The sequence below is a fragment of the Phascolarctobacterium sp. Marseille-Q4147 genome, from assembly GCF_017968825.1.
Classification (GTDB): domain Bacteria; phylum Bacillota; class Negativicutes; order Acidaminococcales; family Acidaminococcaceae; genus Phascolarctobacterium_A.
Window position 1 is genome coordinate 1,595,554 of sequence record NZ_CP072874.1, and the last position, 21,724, is coordinate 1,617,277.

Genomic DNA, 21,724 nt, shown 5'->3' on the forward strand with positions numbered 1-21,724 from the left:
GAATATAAAAAACAAAATTCAATTGTCTAAGATGGGATTATACTATATGAAGCACCTTCAGGCAAGAAAAGTTCAAGGAATGTTTTCTTGACCTGCCAGTCATCATATTGTAAAATTAAATTAGTCTGAGGATGTGCCGCGTGGGACTGCCTGCCTGCGCGGCTCATTGTCTGTTTGCTCATAAATCAGCAGAGCCTTGTCTTTGCTGCCAAATGCAGACAGTGAAGGATGTAAGCGCATGTACCGCTCAGGCGGTGGACGAGGAATGAGGTTATCGATCAGTCAGCGGATGCCTCACGGCCGGCTGCAGGCCGCAAACCATGTACAAAGCCCTCCGGTAACGGGGGAGAGAAAAGCACGGTGGCAGAAAGGGCAAAGAATATAATACAGGCTCGCAAGGGAGAAGGTATCAGATACGAGAAAACTTGACTAAGCAGATGATGCCTTATACCTTGCAGCGTAGAGGAGGATTACTACTTATGTGCGGAATTGTAGGTTATATCGGTAATCACGAAGCAGCCCCCTTTTTGCTTGACGGTATGAGCAAGTTGGAGTATCGCGGTTATGATTCTGCCGGCATTGCTGTTTATGAAAACAACGGCATTCGTGTAGAAAAATGTGTAGGCCGTCTGGATGCACTGCGCCAGAAATTGGCAGGCAATATGCCTGTGGGCAATGTAGGTATCGGTCACACACGCTGGGCAACACATGGCCGTCCGTCGGATCGCAACGCGCATCCCCATACGGACAGCAGCGGTAAGTTTGTCGTTGTTCATAATGGTATTATTGAAAATTATCTTGGCCTGAAGGAAGAGCTGATTGCCAAGGGACATGAATTCCTGTCCGAAACAGACAGCGAGGTTGTAGCTCATCTGATGGCGGACCAATATGACGGAGATTTCGAAGAAACCGTCAAAAAGGTGCTGAAGCTCATCAAGGGCTCCTACAGTCTGGTATTTATGTGCGAATACGAGCCTGATAAAATTATCTGCACCAAAAAGGATAATCCGCTGATTATCGGCATTGGCGAGGGTGAAAACTTTATTGCCTCCGATATTCCGGCTATTATCAATCATACGCGCCGTACCTTTATCATGAGCGACGGCGAAATCGCCACGGTAACGGCAGACGGTGTATGGGTGCAGGATATCAACGGCACTCCCATCAGCAAGAAGGTGTTTGAGGTCAACTGGAACGCGGAAGCAGCGGAAAAGGGCGGCTTTGAGCATTTCATGCTGAAGGAAATTTATGAACAGCCCAAGGCTCTGCGCGATACCATGACCAGCCGTCTGGATGCGGCAGCAAAAACCATCTGCTTCCCTGAGCTGAACTGGACAGCCGAGGAGCTGCGTGAAATCAATAAAATCTTTATTGTGGCCTGCGGTACCGCTTATCATGCAGGTATTGTCGGCAAATATTATCTGGAGCAGCTGGCGCGTGTGCCGGTTGAGGTGGATATTGCCAGCGAGTTCCGTTACCGTGATCCGCTTGTTGACGGCAACAGCCTGACAATTGTTATCAGCCAGAGCGGTGAAACCAGCGATACGCTGGCAGCACTGCGCGAGGCTAAGCGTCTTGGCTCCCGCACTCTGGCGGTTACCAACGTTGTCGGCAGCTCTATTGCGCGCGAGGCAGACCAGGTTGTTTATACCTATGCCGGCCCGGAAATTGCTGTAGCATCTACCAAGGCTTACACCACACAGCTTTTGGCAATGCTGATGCTGGCAATTTATGTCGGCCGTTTGCGCGGCAGCATGAGTGCCGAGCGTGAGCAGGAGCTGGTGCAGGGCCTGACCTTTGTACCCGAGCAGATTCATAAAATGCTGGAAAACGTGGACCAGATTAAGGTGTTTGCGCGTGAGTACGGCAGCAGTGAGGATGCTTTCTTCCTGGGACGCAGCCTTGATTATGCCGTAGCGCTGGAGGGTGCGCTGAAGCTGAAGGAGATTTCCTATATTCATGCGGAGGCTTATGCAGCAGGCGAGCTGAAGCACGGTACCTTGGCGCTGATTGTTTCCGGTGTGCCGGTAATCGTACTGGCAACGCAGATGGATGTATATGATAAAACCGTCAGCAACCTGCAGGAGGTTAAGGCGCGTGAGGCTGTGGTTATTGCCATCGGCTTTAAGGGTGATACCTCTCTGGAAAAATATGCGGACCATGTTATCTACATCCCGCATACGGACAAATATCTGGCACCGCTGATGGCAGTGCTGCCCTTGCAGCTGCTGGCCTACTATGCGGCGCTGACTCGCGGCTGTGATGTTGATAAACCGCGTAATCTTGCCAAAAGCGTAACAGTTGAATAAAAAATAAATTAACGGCGTAACGGATGCAAAAATCTGTTGCGCCGTTTTTGTAATTACAGAGATACGCTGCTTATGTTATACTAATATTAATTTAGCGCGGAAGGGGAAAAAAGCAGATGGCTTATAGCGAGCTTTTTAAAAATTACAGTGATATCCGCAATTTTATGCGGCGCTTTTATGTATACGGCTTTGAAAAGCGGCAAGATTTTACCGCCAAAAGCTCCAGAAGCTACGATGATAATCGCCGGCGTCTGGACAGCTGGCTGGAGGATTACATGAGCTTTAAGAGCGAAGCGGACGGCAGAGCCTACCGTATTTCCTTCGACAGCAGCAGTATCAGTCATAATCCTTTGTATAAAAGCTGGAAGGCTAAAAGCTTTACGTCCATGGATATTACGCTGCATTTTTATCTGCTGGATATTCTTGCCGACGGCAAGGCCTATTCGGCGGCAGAGCTGTTGGAGCTGCTGAGCAGCCGTTATTTCAACTGCTTCGATAATCAGCTGCGTCAGCCTGATGAATCGACGGTGCGCAACAAGCTGAATGAATATACTGCGCTGGGAATGCTGCGGCTGGTGAAGCAGGGACGGCGCAATCTTTACTGCCTGGCGCAGGATGAGGTGAACTGGCGCAGCTGGCAGCTTGCCTGCGCCTTCTTTTCCGAGGCGGCCCCCTTGGGAGAGGCAGGCTCCTATCTGCTGGATAAATTTGCCGAGGATTGCGAAGCCTTTGCCTTTAAGCATCATTTTATTTTATATACGATGGACAGCAAGCTGTTGTACGAATTGCTGGAGGCGATGAACAGCAGGCAGTCCGTAACGCTTTACCGCTGTGACAAGGACGGCAGCAGCATACCGCAATATGTTTGTCCTTTGAAAATTTACTGCAGCACGAGGACAGGACGGCAGTATCTTTTGAGTTACAGCTATGCTGCGCAAAAGCTGCTGTTCAACCGTCTGGACCATATCGATAGTATTGAGGTTAAACGTCCGGAAGAACGCTATGAGGAGTTTCTGCAGCTGGCTAAGGAGGCGGCGTCGCATATTTGGGGCGCAGGCATGCTCAGGACAGACCGGGTAGAGGAAATCAGCTTTACGGTGGAGGCGGCAGCTGACGAGCAGTTTATTGTGCAGCGGTTGGAGCGCGAAAAGCGCTGCGGCACGGTGCAGCAGCTGGATGCTGAACATTATCGCTTCACAGCTGCTGTGTATGATGCGCGTGAGCTGCTGCCGTGGATACGCACTTTTATCGGGCGTATTACCGCTTTTAGCTGCAGTAACGAGGAAATAGAGCGCATTTTTTATGATGATCTGGAGCAGGCGGCGGCCTATTATCTGCAGGAGGTGCAGGCGGATGGCGAACAGTGACAGCTTTTTTAACGAAATATACGGCACCTATTTTAATGTTGTGAGCTCCATTTTGCGGCAGGCACAGGAAAAGCAGCTGACGAAAGACAGCTTGGAGCTGTTGGTGCGGGAACAGGCCTTTGCCGACAGCTGCCTGACCATTCCCAAGGCACTGCAGGACGGAAGCTGGCCATTATTGCAGAAGGATATGACTACGCCGCTGCGGCATGCACCGGCGATGCCGTTGACAACGTTGCAGCGTCGTTGGCTGAAAAGCCTGCTGACGGATAAGCGGCTACAGCTTTTTGATGTGGACTGCAGCGGACTGGAGGATGTGGAGCCTCTGTTCAGCGAGGAGCAGTTTGTCTATTTCGACCGTTACAGCGACGGTGATAATTATGATGCTCCTGAGTACAAACAGTATTTTCGCTTGCTGCTGCAGGCGATAACGGAAAAGCGCAGGGTAGAAATCAGCTTTATCAGCGGCAAAAACGAGAGCGTGCGGAAGGAATATCTGCCGCTGCAGCTGGAATATTCGGCGAAGGATGACAAGTTCCGTCTGAAGGCAGTGTGCGAGCGACATCTGCATTACGTTAATGTGGGGCGCATCAAAAGCTGCAAACTGCTGGAGCAGACGGGAGAAGAAGCCTGCATGCTGCTGGAGCCGGAGCGCTGTGCGGTTACCGTCCTGCTGACGGACGAGCGCAATGCTCTGGAGCGGGCGATGCTGCATTTTTCGCATCTGGAAAAGATAACGGAGCGCTTGGATGAAAAGCATTACAGGCTGCAGCTGATGTATAACAAAAGTGATGAAACGGAAATGGTTATCCGTATTTTATCCTTCGGACCGTTGCTGCGGGTGCAGGAGCCGGCAGGCTTTATTGAGCTGCTGCGTCACAGGCTGCGTAAGCAGCTGGCGCTGCGGGCTAAAGAGTAAGAGTAATTTTTATTCGGCATTTCGGCAGGTGCGCAACTTTTTTTCCATGATAAAATGGCTTGGCTATTGTATTATTAGCTTGTAAGATGAACGTAAACGAAATACAGAGCTGATGATGCAAGAAAGAGGTGCAGCATATGAACTTAAAAAAAGCCTTTCAATATCAAAAAGCAATCAAAAATATCATGGATGAGCTTATTTCCTGTAATTTGGGCAGCAGTGCCGCTTTGCTTCCCGCAAAGTTTTGCGAGGTTAAGGATATTCATAAGCGCTCGGAATTGAATTATTTGTTTCCTACCGAAGAACGTAATTATCAGGACGAGGTTAAAATTAAAAAGAGCCTGAATGTTCAGGGCTACGAGCTGCCGAAGCTGCTGAAAATTTACAGCTACCTGGCCGTTTGCCGCAGAAAGCTGGCGCAGGCTATTGCCGACTGCAAAAACGAAATGCAAATCGGTGAGGAAAAATTCAGCTATGATGCAGCTGTGATTTATGCCAACGATTTGCGTGCCACTTTGCTGATATATGAGGTGTTGGTTTCCCTGAAGGAGGAGGAACGTAATTCCGTAAATGAGATTACTTTCAGCAGCAATAACGAAAAGCTGTCTGCGGAATATACTGTTACTACGGTTACCAAGCCTTTGCCGGGAGTTGTGGAGGCAGCAAAAGCCGAATATAACAGAATACGTGCCTATACCGCTGATTTGAGCGATATGATTGAGGCGGCGGCCCTGATGAGCAGACTGAATCCTGCTGTGGAGCCTGCTTTCCCGATTACGGCCAACCTGGATTATATTTATGAGCACTTTGAGGAGCTGCAAAGTAAATAATTATAAAAGATAATATGGCAGAAGCTCATGGCAGATATATTGGATAAATAGATTTTCTAACTATAAGAAATGCTTAGGCAGAGTTGACAGTTTTAAAGCTGTCCTGAAGGTAAACGCTATTTTAAGACGGCGGCAGGATAAAGATCGTACCTGCTTACTTCGGTTTCGGCCGTCACACGGCACACGTTTACCACATTACTCATGAACACGCTATTATACATGACTGCGCCAACAGCTAACTATAGAATTTTATTTTGATAATATACCGCTTTGATGCCGAAGCCTTATTATAAACCACCGGACCTGTGGAATTTCTGCAGGTTCGGTGGTTTTTTTGTATTCTTAACAGTAATTTTCTTTTACGCAGTCAACAAATGTGTTATAATTAACGATACATGTCATTTTTGTGAAGAAGTTGAAATTTTTATGTGTAGGTGATGAAATGGAAATGTTTTTAGTGGCTGTGGGCTTCTATGGCATCGGCGTATTAACCATGCTGCTTCCCCACGGCATGCAGCGTGCTGCACACTGGCTTGCTAACAGCGCTGCCCTTTTTGGCAGCGCTGTCTGCGCTTATGCGGCAGGCCTGCTGCTTTTCGGCGGCGTGAGCCCCGCACCCCTGACATGGGGCTCATATTCTTTAGGCTGCGATGGCTGGAGCGCAGTCTTTCTGCTTTTGACCGGTATAGCCGGTGTTGTTACCAGTCTGTACGCGCTTGGTTATGCGCGTGGCTATGAGGGCAGCCGTCTGCGACTTTTGGGCGGTATGTGGTGCCTGTTTATCATGTCTATGGTATTGGTGCTGCTGGCCGGAGATGCCTTCAGCTTCCTGCTTTTCTGGGAAATTATGGCCGTAGCCTCCTTTATGCTGGTTAACCATGAATCCGAAAAGCGTGCTACCTGGAATGCTGCCTATCAGTATCTGGTTATGACCAGCGTAGGTACGGCGGCGATTATGATTGCCTTTTTGCTGACAGGCTCTGCCAGCGAGGGCTTCAGCTTTGCTGCTATGGCCAAGAATACATTGGAAGGCAGCTGGCAGCATCTTGTTTTTGTCTGTGCCTTTGCTGGTTTTGCTTTGAAGGCCGGTCTGGTGCCGCTGCATGTGTGGCTGCCTAAGGCGCATCCGGCAGCACCCAGTCACGTTTCCGCACTGATGAGCGGTGTTATGCTGAAGATTGCGCTTTACGGCTTCGGTCGTTTTATGTTCAGCTTTTTGCCTGCCTGGAATTACTGGTGGTGCGTTGCTGTACTGCTGGCGGGCGTAGTATCTGCATTTTTGGGCGTGCTCTATGCTCAGATGGAAACGGATATCAAGCGCGTGCTTGCTTACTCCTCCGTGGAAAATATGGGCGTAATTTTTGCTGCCTTCGGCTGCGGTATGCTGATGAAGGCTTCCGGCAGCAGCTTTTATATGCTTGGCTTTGTGGCAGCGTTGGTGCATGCCTTTAACCACAGCATTATGAAGGTGCTGATGTTTATGTGTGCCGGCAGCATTATGCACGGCACCGGCAACAAAAACCTGGAGCTGTTCGGCGGCCTGGCGCGCAAAATGCCGTATACCGCTGTCTTTGCTTTCGTCGGCTCGCTGGCACTCGCCGCTATTCCGCTGACGAACGGCTTTACCGGTGAATGGCTGGTACTGCAGAGCTTTATCAGTCTGGGTACAAGCTGTGCCGGTCAGGATATCCGCCTGTGGACTGCGGTGTCCTTTGTTCTGCTGGGCTTTACCGGAGCACTGGCTCTCGGCTGCTTTGTACGCTTCTTCGGCATCACCTTCCTGGGCCGTGCTCGCAGTGAAATTGTGGAGCATGCGCACGAATCCGATAAATTTATGCTCGCTGCTATGGGCGTGGCATCTGTTTTAGTTGTTGCTTGCGGTCTTTATCCGCTGCCTGTTGTACGTGCAGCAATGCTGGCGCTGGGCATGCCTGTCGCACTTGATGTCTTCGGTATGAATCTGGCGTGGGCCGGTGTCGGCACTGCTGTCTGCTACAAGCCGCTGCTGCTGCTGGCTTTGCTGCTTGTGCTGGGCGCAGTACTGTGGCTGGCTGTTAAGGACTGCTTTGTTGTGGAGGATGTTACCTGGAACTGTGGTACCTATCCGACGCAGCGCCAGCAGTATTCCGCAACCGGCTTCAGTAAGCCGGTACGCCGTGCGTTCGATTATCTGCTGAAGCCTAAGCGTCAGGTAACCTACATGCGCAAGGAGCATGCTTACTTCGGACGTCAGCTTTCCTATAAGCTGGAAATTCCCGATATGATTACAGAAAAGCTTTATCAGCCGCTGCAGAAGCATTTTGTAAGTGTTTCCAATTTCCTGCGCCGTTTGCAGCAGGGCAGTGTGCGTTTATATGTTGCCTATGTTATGGTGGCAATGATGTTGGTACTGGTATGGGGGGCGCTTTATAAATGATTTTAGAGAATGAATTATTACAGCTGGCCCTCGGTATGGCACAGGCAGTTTTGCTGCTTTTGTGTGCTCCGCTGGTTACCGGCATTGTTAAAAAGGTAAAGGCCTGGATGCAGAACCGTATCGGCAGCAGCATCTGGCAGGAATATTACGATATCCGCAAATGGTGGGGCAAGCCTACGATGCTTACTCCTTATACCAGCATCACCTTCCGTCTGGCACCCTGCGTATATTTTCTGACGACCTTTGCGGCAGCCTGCATGCTGCCGGGCTTCTTAGGCGGTCAGGCCGGCTTCGGCGACGTTTTTGTATTTGTATATCTGTTGGCCTTGGGACGCTTCTTTATGGCAGTTTCCTCGATGGATGCAGCCACCGCCTTCGGCGGTATGGGCGGCAGCCGTGAGGTTTATGTGGCAGCCTTCGTTGAGCCTGTGGTAATGCTGGCCGTGCTTTCCAACGTGTTGCACACCAACAGCACTTCGCTGGCAGGCATGAGCCTGCGTATGGATGAGGTCAACCTGACGGTAGCAGGCGTGCTGACCTGCATTGCCTTCTTCCTGGTGCTGCTCGCAGAAAACAGCCGTATTCCGGTTGATAACCCCGATACACATCTGGAGCTGACGATGATCCATGAATGTATGACACTGGAATATTCCGGCCGTCTGCTGGCGCTCATTCATTGGGCAAGCCAGCTCAAGCTGCTGGTATTCTTAGTGCTTTTCGCTATGCTGTATCTGCCGCTGGATTTGCCGATAGTGCTGAAGGTGCTTATCGGTGCGGTAGCAGTAGGCGTAGTAGAAACCTTGAACAATAAGATGCGCCTTTTCAAGGTGCGTGTATATCTGGCCGCAGCAGGCCTGATGCTGCTGTTGGCAGTAGTGGCACAGTAAGGAGGTAACGATGGAATATTTGGTTGTAAGTTTAATGTTTATCGTTTTCCTGCAGACGCGCTTTGTGGAGCTGCGCCGTGCAACTCTGTGCCTGGCGCTGCAGTCTGCGCTGATTGCGGCAGCCTGCCTCGTCGTAGGCATGAGCCATGGCAGCGGCCTGCATGCCTGGCTGCCTGGTGTGCTGACGATTGCCGTTAAGGTGCTCTTTATTCCTTACGCTATTTTGCGCGTGGTAAATCAGCTGCGCGATGAGCGTGAAATTGTCAGCGATATCAATGTTAACTATTCCACTGCTTTTGCAGCCTGCAGTCTGGCACTCGGCTACATGGTAATTGACGGTCTGCTGCCGCAGGCAGCGGGACGCGATATTTTAGCGACCTCTATGTTTATGATTATGACCGGTCTGGCGCTGATTGTTATGCGCAGCCGTGCCATTATGCAGATGATCGGCCTGATTACTCTGGAAAACGGCATTTACCTGCTCGGCCTGATTATGACCGAAGGCTTGCCGCTGATTATCGAGCTGGGTATTTTCCTGGATGTGCTGATTGCTGTTGTTATTCTTGTTATTTTAACCTCGCGTCTGCGTCTGTCGTTTAAAACGACGGATACAAATGTGCTGGACAAGCTGAAAGGGTAGGGGATGTAATGTTAACATATATTTTGATACTGTTATGCCTGCCACCCTTGTGCGCGGTGCTGGCGCTGGCTGCGGGCTTCGGCAATAATATCCTGCATTGGCTGCACCGCCTGACGGCAACTGCGGTAGGTGTGTGCGTGGCGCTGATGGCAAAGTCCTTTAATCCCGCTGTGCCCTATGTTGATGATTATTTTTACATTGATGCGCTGAATATGTGGGTAATCATTATTATCACCACACTTTATCTGGCAGCAACCTGGACTGCGCGTAATTATCTTACGCGTGAGGAGCGCTGCGGCGTACTTAAGGGCGAACAGCTGCAGACCGGCCGTTACTTTGCGCTGATGCAGCTTTTCTGCTGGACGATGTTTATCGTACTGCTGGTAAAAAACCTGGGCCTGATGTGGGTAGCCATCGAAGCGACTACCTTAATCAGTGCGCTGCTTATTTCCTTTAAATTTACCCGCGCTGCTCTGGAAGCAACGTGGAAATATATCATGGTTTGTACCGTCGGCATCTGCTTGGCGCTTTTGGGTACACTGGTGCTGTATTATGCACAGCTTGATGCGTTGGGCGGCGAAAAGGCGCTCAGCTGGCTGTACCTGCATGAGCATGCCAACAGCCTGAACCCGGCTATGACCAAGCTGGCACTGCTGTTTATCGTTATCGGCTACGGTACGAAAGCAGGCATGGCGCCGATGCATACCTGGCTGCCTGATGCTTATGCCGAAGCTCCGTCACTGACCAGCGGTATGCTGAGCGGTGCACTCTGCAGCTGTGCGATTTATGTCCTGCTGCGTAATCTGGTTATCCTGCTGCCGACAGCAGGCGCTGCAATGATGAGCAGTATGCTGCTGTTCTTTGCCGTGCTGACTGTGGCGATTGCCGTGCCGTTCGTTGTTGTACAGCGTGACGTTAAGCGTATTCTGGCTTATTCCTCTATGGAAAACATCGGCATTATGGTTGCCGGTATCGGAGTATTTTCCGCTTTTTCCCTGAAGGCTGTAATGCTGCATATGTACAGTCATGCGATGATTAAGTTTGTTTTGTTCTATATTGCCGGCACTATTATCCAGGAATATCAGACTCGTAATATGATGCGTATTCACGGTATGATTAAGGATGTACCGCATACTGCGACCTTCTGGCTTTTGGGTATGCTGGGCATTTTGGGCTTGCCGCCGATGGGCCTTTTCTTCAGTAAGTTTTACATTATGGCGTCCATGTTCCGTGAGGGACATTGGGTAGCAGGCAGTCTGCTGATTATCCTGCTGGCCGGCGTTTTAATCGGTATTTTGTACCACGGCATGCGTATGCTGTGCGATAAATCAAAGCGTCAACCCTTGGGCGATTTGCTGGGCCTAACCGACGTACCGGTGCTGGCAGCGCTGCTGCTTTTGACCTGCGTGGTGGGCGCCGGCTTTGAAAATATTCCCTGGCTCAACAATCTGCTGAACCAGGCTGTGCGGATTATAGGAGGCTGAGATAATGCTAGTTAAACCGGAAAATTTGCGTGGTGCTGCCAATATCTGCAGCGACAGCGGCAAGCGTTCGCTGGCTGCTATGTTTGGCGCAGACGAAACGCTGCAGGGCGGCGGTCTGGCCATCTACTGCCTGTTCTATAATGCTGCTAAACGCGATATCGATGTTTTGAAGGCTCCGTTCCCCGCGGACGGTCCGTTGGAATATCAGTCGCTGACTACGCTGCTGCCGGCGGCTGCCTGGTATGAGCGCGAGCTGCATGATATGTTCGGCTTCGAGCCGCAGGGACATCCCGATATGCGTCCGCTGGTGCTGCATGAAAGCTTTCCCGAAGGCTTCCATCCGTTGCTGAAAAAATATCCCAAGGATTATGATGCACGCGGACATCGTGAATACGAAATGCTTACCTCTCAGGGCGAAGGCCTTTTTGAGGTTCCTGTAGGTCCTATCCACGCAGGCATCATCGAGCCCGGTCATTTCCGTTTCAGCCAGGCCGGTGAGGCTATGCTGCAGCTGGATGCCAAGCTGTTCTTTACCCACCGTGGTATTGAAAAGGCTGTCGAAGGCCTGACGCCGATGGAAGCGCTGCCGATTGTAGAACGCATTTGCGGTGCCTGCAGCGTTGCAAATACGCTGAGCTTCTGTCAGGCTGTAGAAAAATGCTCAGAGGCGGAGGTTCCTTACCGTGCGTGGTTAATTCGTACACTGGCTGCGGAGATGGAGCGCTTGTATAACCATGTGGGTGATACAGGCAACATTTGCGCCGGTGTCGGCTTCTCGCCTGTAATCAGCATGGGCACGCGTCTGAAGGAATACTTGATGCAGCTCAACGAAATGCTGGCAGGCAACCGCTTCCTGCGCGGTCTGATTATCCCCGGCGGTGTGCAGTATGATGTTACCGATGCTATGCTGGAGGAAATCGAGGAGGTTCTGCGCGAGGTCGAAGCTGTTTATGCCGATATGGTGCATATCATGTGGGAGCAGGCGAACTTCGTCAACCGTATCCGTACAACAGGCAGAGTGCGTCCGGAAACAGCCTTTGATCTGGCGATGGTTGGCGTGGGCGCGCGTGCCAGCGGCAGTAACCGTGATAGCCGTAAGGATATCGGCTACGGTATTTATGATGAGCTTGATTTTGAAGTGATTACGGAAACAGCGGGCGATGTCGAAGCACGTATCAAGGTGCGTATCGGTGAGGTAGCCCAAAGCCTGAAGCTGGTGCGTCAGCTTATCAGTAAGCTGCGCCGCAACGCAGAAACGCAGCTGGCGGTTGAGCTGGGCGAGCTGCAGCAGGAGGAAGGTCATTTTACCTGGGGCATCAGTGAATCTGCCCGCGGTGATAATCTGCACTGCCTGCTGCTGGACAAGGAAGGCCGCATAGACCGCCTGTTTGTGCGCAGTGCCTCCTATCCTAACTGGCCGGCGCTGACTGTGGCGGTACAGGGCGACATCATCCCGGACTTCCCGTTGATTAATAAAAGCTTTGAGTTATGCTATGCCTGCATAGACCGCTAAGGAGGTGGCAAGATGTTAAAAATGCTGGAGGCAATTCTTCACGGAAAGATTGCTACCGAAAATATTGATACTACGGGCCACAAGCGTCTGCGCGGCCAGCTGCAGTGCGACGGCTGCTGCGACGGCTGCGGTGCTTGTGCCGCTGCCTGCCCGGTCGGCGCTGTGAGCGTGGCTGACGGTAAAGCAAAAATAGATTACAGTAAGTGCGTTTTCTGCGGCCGCTGTGTAGAGGCCTGCGCGCGTAAGGCGTTGGTGCATACGAACCATGATGCTTTGGCGCAGATTCTGGCTGACAGTGCCGTTGAGGTCAGTGAGGCAGTTACAGCGAAATTGGGACGTTCGCTGCATGTGCGTCATCTTGACGCAGGCAGCTGCAATGCCTGCGACTTTGAGCTGGGTGCGATGAGTAATCCTGTTTATGATTTGCATCGTTACGGTATCGCCTTCGTTGCTTCTCCGCGTCATGCGGATATGCTGATGGTTACCGGCGTGGTTACGCGCAACCTGGAGCAGGCGCTGCGTATGACCTATGACGCTATGCCTGAACCGAAAATGGTTATGGCCTGCGGTGCCTGTGCCTGCGGCGGCGAAACCTATGGCAGCACTTATGCTGTTGTAGGACGTGCGGCTGACGTGGTGCCGGTTGATATTGCTGTGCCCGGATGCCCGCCGCGACCGGCTGCAATTATTGTGGCTTTGTGTGCTGCGGCAGACATGTTGAAGGAAAGAATGTAACCTTGTTTTAAAAAAGAATTAATCAGTATTTTATTACACTGATTAATTCTTTTTTGCATTTTTATACTTGTACTCTGCTGTAATACGTGATAATATATAGAAAATCAGTTACGTTCGATAAACTGATATGGGGAATACAAATGAGGGGGTTTGAAAAATGATTGTTTTTAGACCGGCAACTTTCAGCGATGTAGAACATATACATAAATTGCTGAATTATTATGCAAAGGAAGGCTTGATGCTGCCACGTGCGCGCAATTCGATTTATGAGAATCTGCGTGATTATATTTTAGCGGTGGAAAATAACCGTCTGTTGGGCTGCGGTGCGCTGCATTTTGTCTGGGACCGCTTTGCGGAAATACGCTCGCTGGCGGTGGAACCGAGCCTGCAGAAAACAGGTATAGGCCGTCAACTGGTGGAGCATTTGGAAAAGGAGGGCATTGAGCGCGGAGTGACGATGTTTTTCACTCTGACTTATCAGCCGGGATTTTTTGCCAAGTGCGATTATATTGAAACGGCGAAGGATAAGCTGCCGCAGAAGGTATGGAAGGAATGCGTGTATTGTCCGCAGTATCCGTACTGTAATGAAATTGCTTTCATCAAGACAACGGTTGATTACGAGCCGTCGCAAATCAAATTCTAAAATTTAAGGGCTGCCGTGCGCATTTTGTCATCGCTGATGACGAGGCTGCGCTGAGGGCAGCTCTTTTATTTTTTCGCGTTGAATGTTACAATAATCAAATAGAGTAGAAAAAACGCACGGTGATTTTGCCGCTGCAGGGTCAGATAAATTTACGGAAAAGAGGTTGAATTTATGAAATTATATTCCTGGAATGTTAACGGTTTGCGTGCCTGCATGACGAAGGGCTTTGCTGAATTTTTGCAGGAGGCGGCACCGGATATTATTTGTCTGCAGGAAACGAAGATGCAGCGTGAGCAGGCTGATTTTGTGTTCCCCGGCTATGAGGAGTATTGGAACAGTGCGGAGCGCAAGGGCTACAGCGGTACTGCTGTTTTTACGAAGGTTAGGCCGCTGGCTGTTACCTATGGCCTGGGACAGGAGGAGCACGATAAGGAAGGCCGTGTGATTACGCTGGAGTTTGAGAGCTTTTATCTGGTGACGGTGTATACGCCTAATTCCAAGGATGGTCTGGCGCGTCTTGATTACCGCATGGTGTGGGAGGATGTGTTCCGTGCTTATCTGCAGGAGCTGGATGCGAAGAAGCCGGTTGTTGTCTGTGGTGATCTTAATGTGGCGGCTGAGGAGATTGATTTGAAGAATCCTAAGACTAACCGCAAGAATGCAGGCTTTACGGACGAGGAGCGCGCTAAGTTCCGCGAGCTGAAGGCTGCGGGATTTACGGACAGCTTCCGTTATCTGCATCCAGAGGAGGTTAAGTACAGCTGGTGGAGCTATCGCTTTAAGGCGCGCGAGAAGAATGCGGGTTGGCGTATTGATTATTTTGTGGTGTCGGACAGAATTGCGGATAAGCTGCGGAGTGCGGAGATTCACAATGAGGTTTTCGGCAGCGATCATTGTCCGGTAAGTGTTGAGCTGGATGTGTGAATTTCTGGTGTCGCAATTGTATATCGTTCCAATCAGAGCAATTTCTTAACGCAAATTTCGTGTGGAACCAAGACGAAGCGGCGCAAAACTCGCGCTATGCTGACAAATGCTACTATAAAAATTAGGCATAGCGCTCAGACATTGCGCCCCTTCTGTGGTTCCAGACACTTATTTGCTAAAATTGCTATTCATTACACGATATAGCAATTGCTCGTTGACAGAGAACATTGCAAGGTAAGTGTTGAGCTGGATGTGTAAGGGTTGATTCTGGCGTTGCAATTGCATATTTTGTACTTTCATTTTTACGGTTTTGGTTTTTATTTTTTAGTTGGTGATGAACATGGATTTTAAAATTCAGGCTCCGTTTGAGCCTGCCGGCGACCAGCCGCAGGCGATTGCCAAGCTGGCGGAGGGCGTGGAGCAGGGCCTGCGCACGCAGGTGCTGTTGGGCGCAACGGGTACAGGCAAGACGTATACGATTGCGCAGGTAATCAATAAGGTGCGCAAGCCGACGCTGGTGATTGCGCATAATAAGACGTTGGCGGCACAGCTGGCGAGTGAGCTGAAGGCGTTCTTCCCGGAGAATGCGGTGGAATATTTTGTTTCGTATTACGATTATTATCAGCCGGAGGCCTATATTCCCCAGTCGGATACGTATATTGAGAAGGATGCTTCGATTAACGACGAGATTGATAAGCTGCGCCATAGTGCGACCAGCGCTTTGTTTGAACGCAAGGATGTTATTATTGTAGCCAGTGTTTCCTGTATTTACGGCTTGGGCGCGCCGCAGGAGTATTATGATATGGTGCTGTCGTTGCGCCTGGGGCAGATTATCGACCGCCAGAAGATTTTGCATAAGCTGGTGGAGATTCAATACAATCGTAATGATATTGATTTCAAGCGTGGCACCTTCCGTGTGCGCGGTGATGTGATTGAGGTTATTCCGGCGGCGTACGGTGAAAAGGCTGTGCGCATTGAAATGTTCGATGACGAGGTTGACCGCATTGTGGAATTTGATGTGCTGACAGGCGAGATTCTGGCGCAGCGCAATCATGTGGCAATTTTCCCGGCGAGCCACTATGTAACGAGCCGTGAGAATCTTGAACGCGCTATGAATGATATCCGCGAGGAGCTGGACGAGCGCCTGGATGAGCTGAATAAGCATGGCAGATTGCTGGAGGCACAGCGTCTGGAGCAGCGCACGAATTACGATTTGGAGATGATGCAGGAGATGGGCTACTGCTCCGGCATCGAAAACTATTCCCGCCATCTGGCAGGGCGCAAGGCCGGTGAGCCTCCGTTTACGCTGGTAAATTATTTCCCTAAGGACTTTTTGCTGGTGGTGGATGAGTCGCATGTAACGCTGCCGCAGATTCGTGCTATGTACGCCGGTGACCGTTCGCGTAAGGAGATGTTGGTGGAGCATGGCTTCCGTCTGCCGTCGGCCTATGATAACAGACCGCTGACCTTTGACGAGTTTCAGGCGCAGATTAAGCAGGCGATTTATGTTTCTGCTACGCCGGCGAAGTATGAGCTGGAGCAGGCAGACAATGTTGTCGAGCAGATTATCCGTCCGACCGGACTGCTGGACCCGCAGATTGAAATCCGCCCGATTAAGGGACAGATTGACGATTTACTGGGCGAAATAAACAAGGTTGCCACCGCAGGCGAGCGTGTGCTGGTCACTACGCTGACGAAGCGCATGGCAGAGGACCTGACGGAATATCTGAAGCAGGCAGGCGTGCGTGTGCGCTATCTGCATTCGGAAATCGCCACGATTGAAAGAGCGGAGATTATCGACAGCCTGCGTGCCGGTAAGTTTGATGTGCTGGTAGGCATTAACCTGCTGCGTGAAGGCCTTGATTTGCCGGAGGTATCTCTGATTGCGATTCTGGATGCGGACAAGGAAGGCTTTTTGCGCAGTGATACGGCGATGATTCAGACCATAGGACGCGCTGCGCGTAATGCTCACGGTCGTGTTATTATGTATGCCGACCGTATTACCGACAGCATGCAGCGGGCGATAGACGAAACCAATCGCCGTCGCGAAAAGCAGCAGGCGTACAACGAGGAGCACCACATTACGCCGAAAACGATTTATAAGGAGCAGCGCCAACTGATTAAGCTGACGAAGGTGGCAGATACGGAAGAAGCCGAAGCCTATGGCAGCAGCAAGAAGCTGAAGCAGAAATCAACTAAGGAGCTGAACACGCTGGCCCGCGAGCTGGAAAGACGGATGCAGGAGGCGGCGAAGGCGCTGGACTTCGAGGCGGCGGCCGAGCTGCGTGACCAGCTGATTATCGTCAAGGGACAGCTGGGGCAGAAGCTGGTGCCGAAGAAAAAGAAAAAATAAATGCCGATGCGGGAGTTTGACTTTTCCTGCTTTGCGTTATATAATATACAAGATATTTTTATTCAAATTCTGTGAAGCGGAGCAGTAATCTGCAGTATCTTTCAGAAAGTCGGCGGTTGATGCAAGCCGGCAGTTAGGGCAGATGAACTCACCGTGAAGAAGCCGCAAGGAAATGTGCGGACGTGATGCTGCGTTAAGGCTAATTGAGTGGCGGCTGTAGCCGCAATCAGGGTGGTACCGCGAATTTTTCGTCCCTGACCTTTTTTAAGGTCGGGGATTTTTTATTTTCGACCAACAATAATACCTGGGAGGTAATGAAATGATTCAAGAAAAGTATGCTCCCCATGCTATTGAAGCTAAATGGCAAAAATACTGGGAAGAAAACAAAACCTTTAAAGTAGAGATGGATAAGGATAAACCTAAATCCTACGTTCTGGAAATGTTCCCCTATCCGTCCGGCAACCTGCATATGGGCCACGTTCGTAACTACTCCATCGGCGACGTAATCGCACGTTTCCGCACCATGAAGGGCTTCAACGTTCTGCATCCGATGGGCTGGGACTCCTTTGGTATGCCTGCTGAAAACGCAGCTATCAAACACAATATTCCGCCTAAAAAATGGACTTTGGAAAACATCGCTAACATGACCCGTCAGCTGAAGGCTCTCGGTCTGTCCTATGATTGGGACCGCGAGGTTACAACCTGCAAGGAAGATTATTACAAATGGACTCAATGGTTTTTTGAGCTGTTCTACAAACGCGGTCTGGCAGTTAAAAAGGAATCTGCCGTAAACTGGTGCGACACCTGTAACACCGTATTGGCTAACGAGCAGGTTATCGACGGCAAATGCTGGCGCTGCGACCATGAGGTTGTTAAAAAGGATTTGAGCCAATGGTTCTTCAAAATCACCGATTATGCTGATGAGCTGCTGAAGGATCTTGACCTGCTGCCGGGCTGGCCTGAGCGCGTAAAAACCATGCAGCACAACTGGATCGGCCGCAGCGAAGGCTTGGAATTCTCCTTCGAAATTCCTGCACTGAACGATACTGTTGCTGTTTACACCACCCGTCCGGATACTGCTTACGGCGTAACCTTCATGGCTCTGGCTGCCGAGCATCCGCTGATTAAAAAGATTTGCGAAAACAATCCGAAGGCTGACGAAATCAATGCTTTCTGCGAGCGTGTACGCAATCAGTCCGAAATTGAACGTACCTCCAGCGAATCCGAAAAAGAGGGCGTATTCACCGGCGTATACTGCATCAACCCGTTCACCGGCCGCAAGGTAGAAATCTGGGTAACCAACTATGTACTGTATGATTACGGTACCGGCGCTGTAATGGGCGTTCCTACCGGTGACCAACGTGACTGGATGTTTGCTGACAAATACGGCATTGAAAAAATCGTTACCATCTGCCCGATTGGCAAAGAGCTGAAGCTGGAAGAAATGACCTGCGCTTACGAAGAAAAAGAAGGCATGCTGGTTAACTCCGGCGAATTCACCGGCATGGAAATGCACAAGGCTATGAGCGCTATTATGGACAAGGCTGAAGCTGAAGGCTTCGGTAAACGCCGTGTAAACTATCGTCTGCGCGATTGGCTGATCAGCCGTCAGCGTTATTGGGGCGCTCCGATTCCTATCATTTATTGCCCGCACTGCGGCGAGGTTCTGGTTCCGGAAGAGCAGCTGCCGGTTCGCCTGCCTGAGGACGTAAGCTTTACTGCTGGTGCTAAATCTCCGCTGGCAACCTCCGAGAAATTCGTTCACTGCAAATGCCCGAAATGCGGTGCTGACGCAACCCGTGAAACCGATACCATGGACACCTTCCTGTGCTCCTCCTGGTACTATCTGCGTTATACCGACGCACACAACGACAAGATGCCGTTTGACAAGGAACTCAATAACTATTGGGGTCCTGTAGACCAATATATCGGCGGTATTGAGCATGCTATTCTGCATCTGCTGTATTCCCGCTTCTTTGTAAAGGTTCTGCGTGACGCAGGCCTGGTTGATTACGATGAACCGTTCAGCAACCTGCTGACTCAGGGCATGGTAATCAAAGACGGTGCTAAGATGAGTAAATCTCTGGGCAACGTTGTTTCTCCGGAAGAAATTCTTTCCAAATACGGTGCCGATACCGCGCGTCTGTTCATCCTCTTTGCTGCTCCGCCTGAAAGAGAGCTGGAGTGGAGCGACCAGGGCGTTGAAGGCTCCTTCCGCTTCCTGAACCGTATCTGGCGTATTGTACAAGCTTTTGAAGCTGTTCTGGCACAAAAGGTTACCGAATATGATCACAGCAACCTGAGCGAAGCAGACAAGGACCTGCGTCGTGTACTGCATGGCAGCATTAAGAAGGTTACTAACGATATCGAAACCCGCTTCAACTTCAACACTGCTATTTCCACTATGATGGAACTGGTTAACGCTCTCTATGCTTATAAGGAAGCTGTTAAAGAGCCGAATGCAGGTCTGGTTTACGAAGCAATTTCCGACCTTATCAAGATGATGAGCCCGTTTGTTCCGCATATCACCGAAGAGCTGTGGCGCGGTGCTATCGATGCCAACAGCAGCGTACATGAACAAAGCTGGCCTGAGTGCGATGAAGAAGCACTGAAGGTTGACAATGTAGAAATCGTTCTGCAGGTTAACGGCAAGGTTCGCGGTCGTCTGACTGTTCCGGCTGAAGCTACCAAGGAAGAGCTGGAGAAGATTGCTATGGCTGACGCTAACGTTCAGGCTCATATCGGCGATGCAACCGTACGTAAGGTTATCTGCGTACCCGGCCGTCTGGTAAACATCGTAGCGAAGTGAGACCCGATTTGTAACGAGCGCGAGCGAAGTTAGAAATCGAAAAGGTCGAACGAATCCCCGTTGCGAGCGGATAGCGAGCAAAAAGAGGGGGAAAGTGACATCCACTTTGTCGCGAGCAATACCGAAGCGAGAAAGTGAAATGGTGGAACGAATCCCCGTTGCGACCGAACAGGGAGCAAAAAGAGGGGGAAAATAAAATTTGTTGCGAGCTTTAGTATTACTGGCCACTAACCACTAATTACTAACCGCGACCACCGCAGTTACAGCTGTCCTGCAGCAGGCAGTTTCCGCAGACTGTAGCGCGGACAAAAAAATAAGCAGTGCATGTCAGCAATGACATTATTTAGTAGTACTAAATAACGCTTACATTTTCAGAGTCTCTGAGAATAACGTAATTGTTATTCTTGGGGGCTCTTTTTGTTTTTTGTGATGTTTATTCAGCGATTAATTTAAAAGAGGATCCCCTCGGGGGGGTTGTCACCCGCAAGGGTGACTGAGTGGGGATAGCGTTGCACTAGTCAACAAATTTTAGACACAAATCACAAAAAAATATACAACAAAAATCTCTCTGTTATTCAGCTACACTTCTATAATGCAACTCGCGATATTGAATAGGCGTCAGATAGTTTAAAGAATAAGCAGGACGCTGTTCATTAAAGAAATGAATGTATTCTGTTACTTCATCTACAACAGACTTTTCTCCTGTTACATGAAAATCAGTAAACATTTCTGTTTTTATCCAACCATTAATCGCTTCCATTGCTGCATTATCGGTAGGTGTTCCTGCACGAGACATAGAATGGGTAATGCTATACATTGGCAACAAGTCATTAAATGCCTTAGACGCGTAAACGGAACCTTGGTCTGAATGTAGGATCATTTCATATTCTGGATATTGTTTCTTTAAAGCAATTAAATCCTCCAAACCGCTAATATATGTCATGCGGTCACCTCGTTTAGAAGAAAGAGAATGACTTACAATTTCATTATTCCAAAGGTCCATATACAATGTCAGCTCATAATAAATCCCTTTAACATGAAAAGCAGTCATATCGCTTACAATACATTGTAGCGGTCCATCAATCTGCATTTCTTTCATGAGCAGATTCGGAAAAATCCGGTATGAATCCCCTGGTTTCTTGTATTTGTAATGCTTAGCCTGACTTTTAATACCAGTAATTTTGCAACACTTATGTGCATATGCATCCGAAAGGATAAGACCGGTATCCAGACGAATCTTAGCGTTAAGCCAGCGATATCCGTGAGAAGGATATTTAGCATGGTATTCATTAAAAAGCAAAATATTACTAAGCAGATTCCGCATTTTTGTAGAAGGATGTGAGAGCTTCTTCTTCCATGCATAGAAGCTGCTACGCTGTACATTCATTGTTTCGCATATAAGTTTTACCGGAAATTCGCCAGAGAGTTCTAATATTACTTGGTATTCTTGTTGCCGTATAGAATTACTGTACCATCCCCTTTCACCGCATAGCCTTTTTTTAATCTAGCTTCTGCAATTCTTGCTTTAAGCAACTCACGAATTAATTCTTCCTTGGTCATAGATTGATAATCATCCGTGTTCGCAGAAAGTGCAGGTGCATTGGGACGTATTATATTACATTTTTGTTGTTTACAATTTTTTGCAGGCAGGTTATTCGCATCTCTGTACATACGCATATAGGTACGTGCTGTACCTTCGCAAATATTGTATAACTCTGCTGCTTGATAGCGAGTAATCTCGCTATCATATATTCGGCGACCAATGTCTAATTTTTCTTGTTTAGTGTATTTCATGGTAAACCTCCTGTTTAGACCGAAGTATTGCTTGTCTATTGATATATATATTGGTGTATTCCATTATATATCATCTGTACAAGAAATACCCCCTCTGTGTCTAA

General features: G+C 49.6%; 16 protein-coding genes and 1 other annotated feature. Of the genes, 14 read left to right on the plus strand and 2 right to left on the minus strand.

Annotated elements, in window-relative coordinates; translation table 11 throughout:
• Positions 1-479 precede the first annotated feature (479 nt).
• The 14 genes from glmS (at position 480) to leuS (ending at position 19,826) form a co-directional block, all read left to right on the plus strand.
• Positions 480-2,309 (plus strand): glutamine--fructose-6-phosphate transaminase (isomerizing), encoded by a 1,830-nt coding sequence (gene glmS, locus KAH19_RS07545; RefSeq protein ID WP_210684075.1) that lies wholly within the window; start codon positions 480-482, stop codon positions 2,307-2,309.
• A 116-nt stretch (positions 2,310-2,425) separates the two neighbouring features.
• Positions 2,426-3,676, plus strand: a complete 1,251-nt coding sequence (locus KAH19_RS07550) for a WYL domain-containing protein (protein ID WP_210684076.1) — start codon at positions 2,426-2,428, stop codon at positions 3,674-3,676.
• A complete protein-coding gene (locus KAH19_RS07555; protein WP_210684077.1) occupies positions 3,663-4,592 on the plus strand; it encodes a WYL domain-containing protein in 930 nt (309 codons plus the stop codon). The genes KAH19_RS07550 and KAH19_RS07555 overlap by 14 nt, the downstream gene beginning before the upstream one ends.
• 137 nt (positions 4,593-4,729) lie before the next feature.
• Positions 4,730-5,422 (plus strand): hypothetical protein, encoded by a 693-nt coding sequence (locus KAH19_RS07560; protein WP_210684078.1) that lies wholly within the window; start codon positions 4,730-4,732, stop codon positions 5,420-5,422.
• Positions 5,423-5,864: 442 nt separating this feature from the next.
• The gene (locus KAH19_RS07565; protein ID WP_246869333.1) at positions 5,865-7,838 is read left to right on the plus strand and encodes a proton-conducting transporter membrane subunit; all 1,974 of its coding nucleotides are present in this window, start codon (positions 5,865-5,867) and stop codon (positions 7,836-7,838) included.
• Positions 7,835-8,725: a respiratory chain complex I subunit 1 family protein gene (locus KAH19_RS07570; RefSeq protein ID WP_210684080.1), complete on the plus strand. Its 891-nt coding sequence runs from the start codon at positions 7,835-7,837 to the stop codon at positions 8,723-8,725. Before KAH19_RS07565 ends, KAH19_RS07570 begins: the two co-directional genes overlap by 4 nt.
• 10 nt (positions 8,726-8,735) lie before the next feature.
• Positions 8,736-9,365 carry a hydrogenase gene (locus KAH19_RS07575; RefSeq protein WP_210684081.1) on the plus strand — a complete coding sequence of 210 codons (630 nt, stop codon included), beginning with the start codon at positions 8,736-8,738 and terminating at the stop codon, positions 9,363-9,365.
• 8 nt (positions 9,366-9,373) lie between these two features.
• A complete protein-coding gene (locus tag KAH19_RS07580) occupies positions 9,374-10,849 on the plus strand; it encodes a proton-conducting transporter membrane subunit (RefSeq protein ID WP_210684082.1) in 1,476 nt (491 codons plus the stop codon).
• 4 nt (positions 10,850-10,853) lie between these two features.
• On the plus strand, positions 10,854-12,362 hold the full coding sequence (locus tag KAH19_RS07585) for an NADH-quinone oxidoreductase subunit C (protein WP_210684083.1): 1,509 nt from the start codon (positions 10,854-10,856) through the stop codon (positions 12,360-12,362).
• A 12-nt stretch (positions 12,363-12,374) separates the two neighbouring features.
• The gene (nuoB, locus tag KAH19_RS07590) at positions 12,375-13,097 is read left to right on the plus strand and encodes an NADH-quinone oxidoreductase subunit NuoB (RefSeq protein ID WP_210684084.1); all 723 of its coding nucleotides are present in this window, start codon (positions 12,375-12,377) and stop codon (positions 13,095-13,097) included.
• Between the two features lie 160 nt (positions 13,098-13,257).
• The gene (locus KAH19_RS07595; protein ID WP_366517705.1) at positions 13,258-13,740 is read left to right on the plus strand and encodes an N-acetyltransferase; all 483 of its coding nucleotides are present in this window, start codon (positions 13,258-13,260) and stop codon (positions 13,738-13,740) included.
• A gap of 171 nt (positions 13,741-13,911) precedes the next feature.
• Positions 13,912-14,664 carry an exodeoxyribonuclease III gene (locus KAH19_RS07600; protein ID WP_210684086.1) on the plus strand — a complete coding sequence of 251 codons (753 nt, stop codon included), beginning with the start codon at positions 13,912-13,914 and terminating at the stop codon, positions 14,662-14,664.
• 340 nt (positions 14,665-15,004) lie between these two features.
• Entirely contained in the window at positions 15,005-17,017 is a 2,013-nt protein-coding gene (gene uvrB / locus KAH19_RS07605; RefSeq protein ID WP_305798470.1) for an excinuclease ABC subunit UvrB, read from the plus strand.
• Between the two features lie 62 nt (positions 17,018-17,079).
• Positions 17,080-17,276, plus strand: a binding site (T-box leader).
• A gap of 60 nt (positions 17,277-17,336) precedes the next feature.
• Positions 17,337-19,826, plus strand: coding sequence for a leucine--tRNA ligase (gene leuS, locus KAH19_RS07610; protein ID WP_210684088.1), 2,490 nt, complete (start codon positions 17,337-17,339; stop codon positions 19,824-19,826).
• A gap of 571 nt (positions 19,827-20,397) precedes the next feature.
• Here leuS and KAH19_RS07615 read toward each other — a convergent pair.
• Together KAH19_RS07615 and KAH19_RS07620 are read right to left on the minus strand one after the other, a co-directional pair.
• Positions 20,398-21,261: an IS3 family transposase gene (locus KAH19_RS07615; RefSeq protein ID WP_246869461.1), complete on the minus strand. Its 864-nt coding sequence runs from the start codon at positions 21,259-21,261 to the stop codon at positions 20,398-20,400.
• Positions 21,261-21,620 carry a hypothetical protein gene (locus KAH19_RS07620; protein ID WP_210683834.1) on the minus strand — a complete coding sequence of 120 codons (360 nt, stop codon included), beginning with the start codon at positions 21,618-21,620 and terminating at the stop codon, positions 21,261-21,263. The genes KAH19_RS07615 and KAH19_RS07620 overlap by 1 nt, the downstream gene beginning before the upstream one ends.
• Between the last annotated feature and the right edge of the window lie 104 nt (positions 21,621-21,724).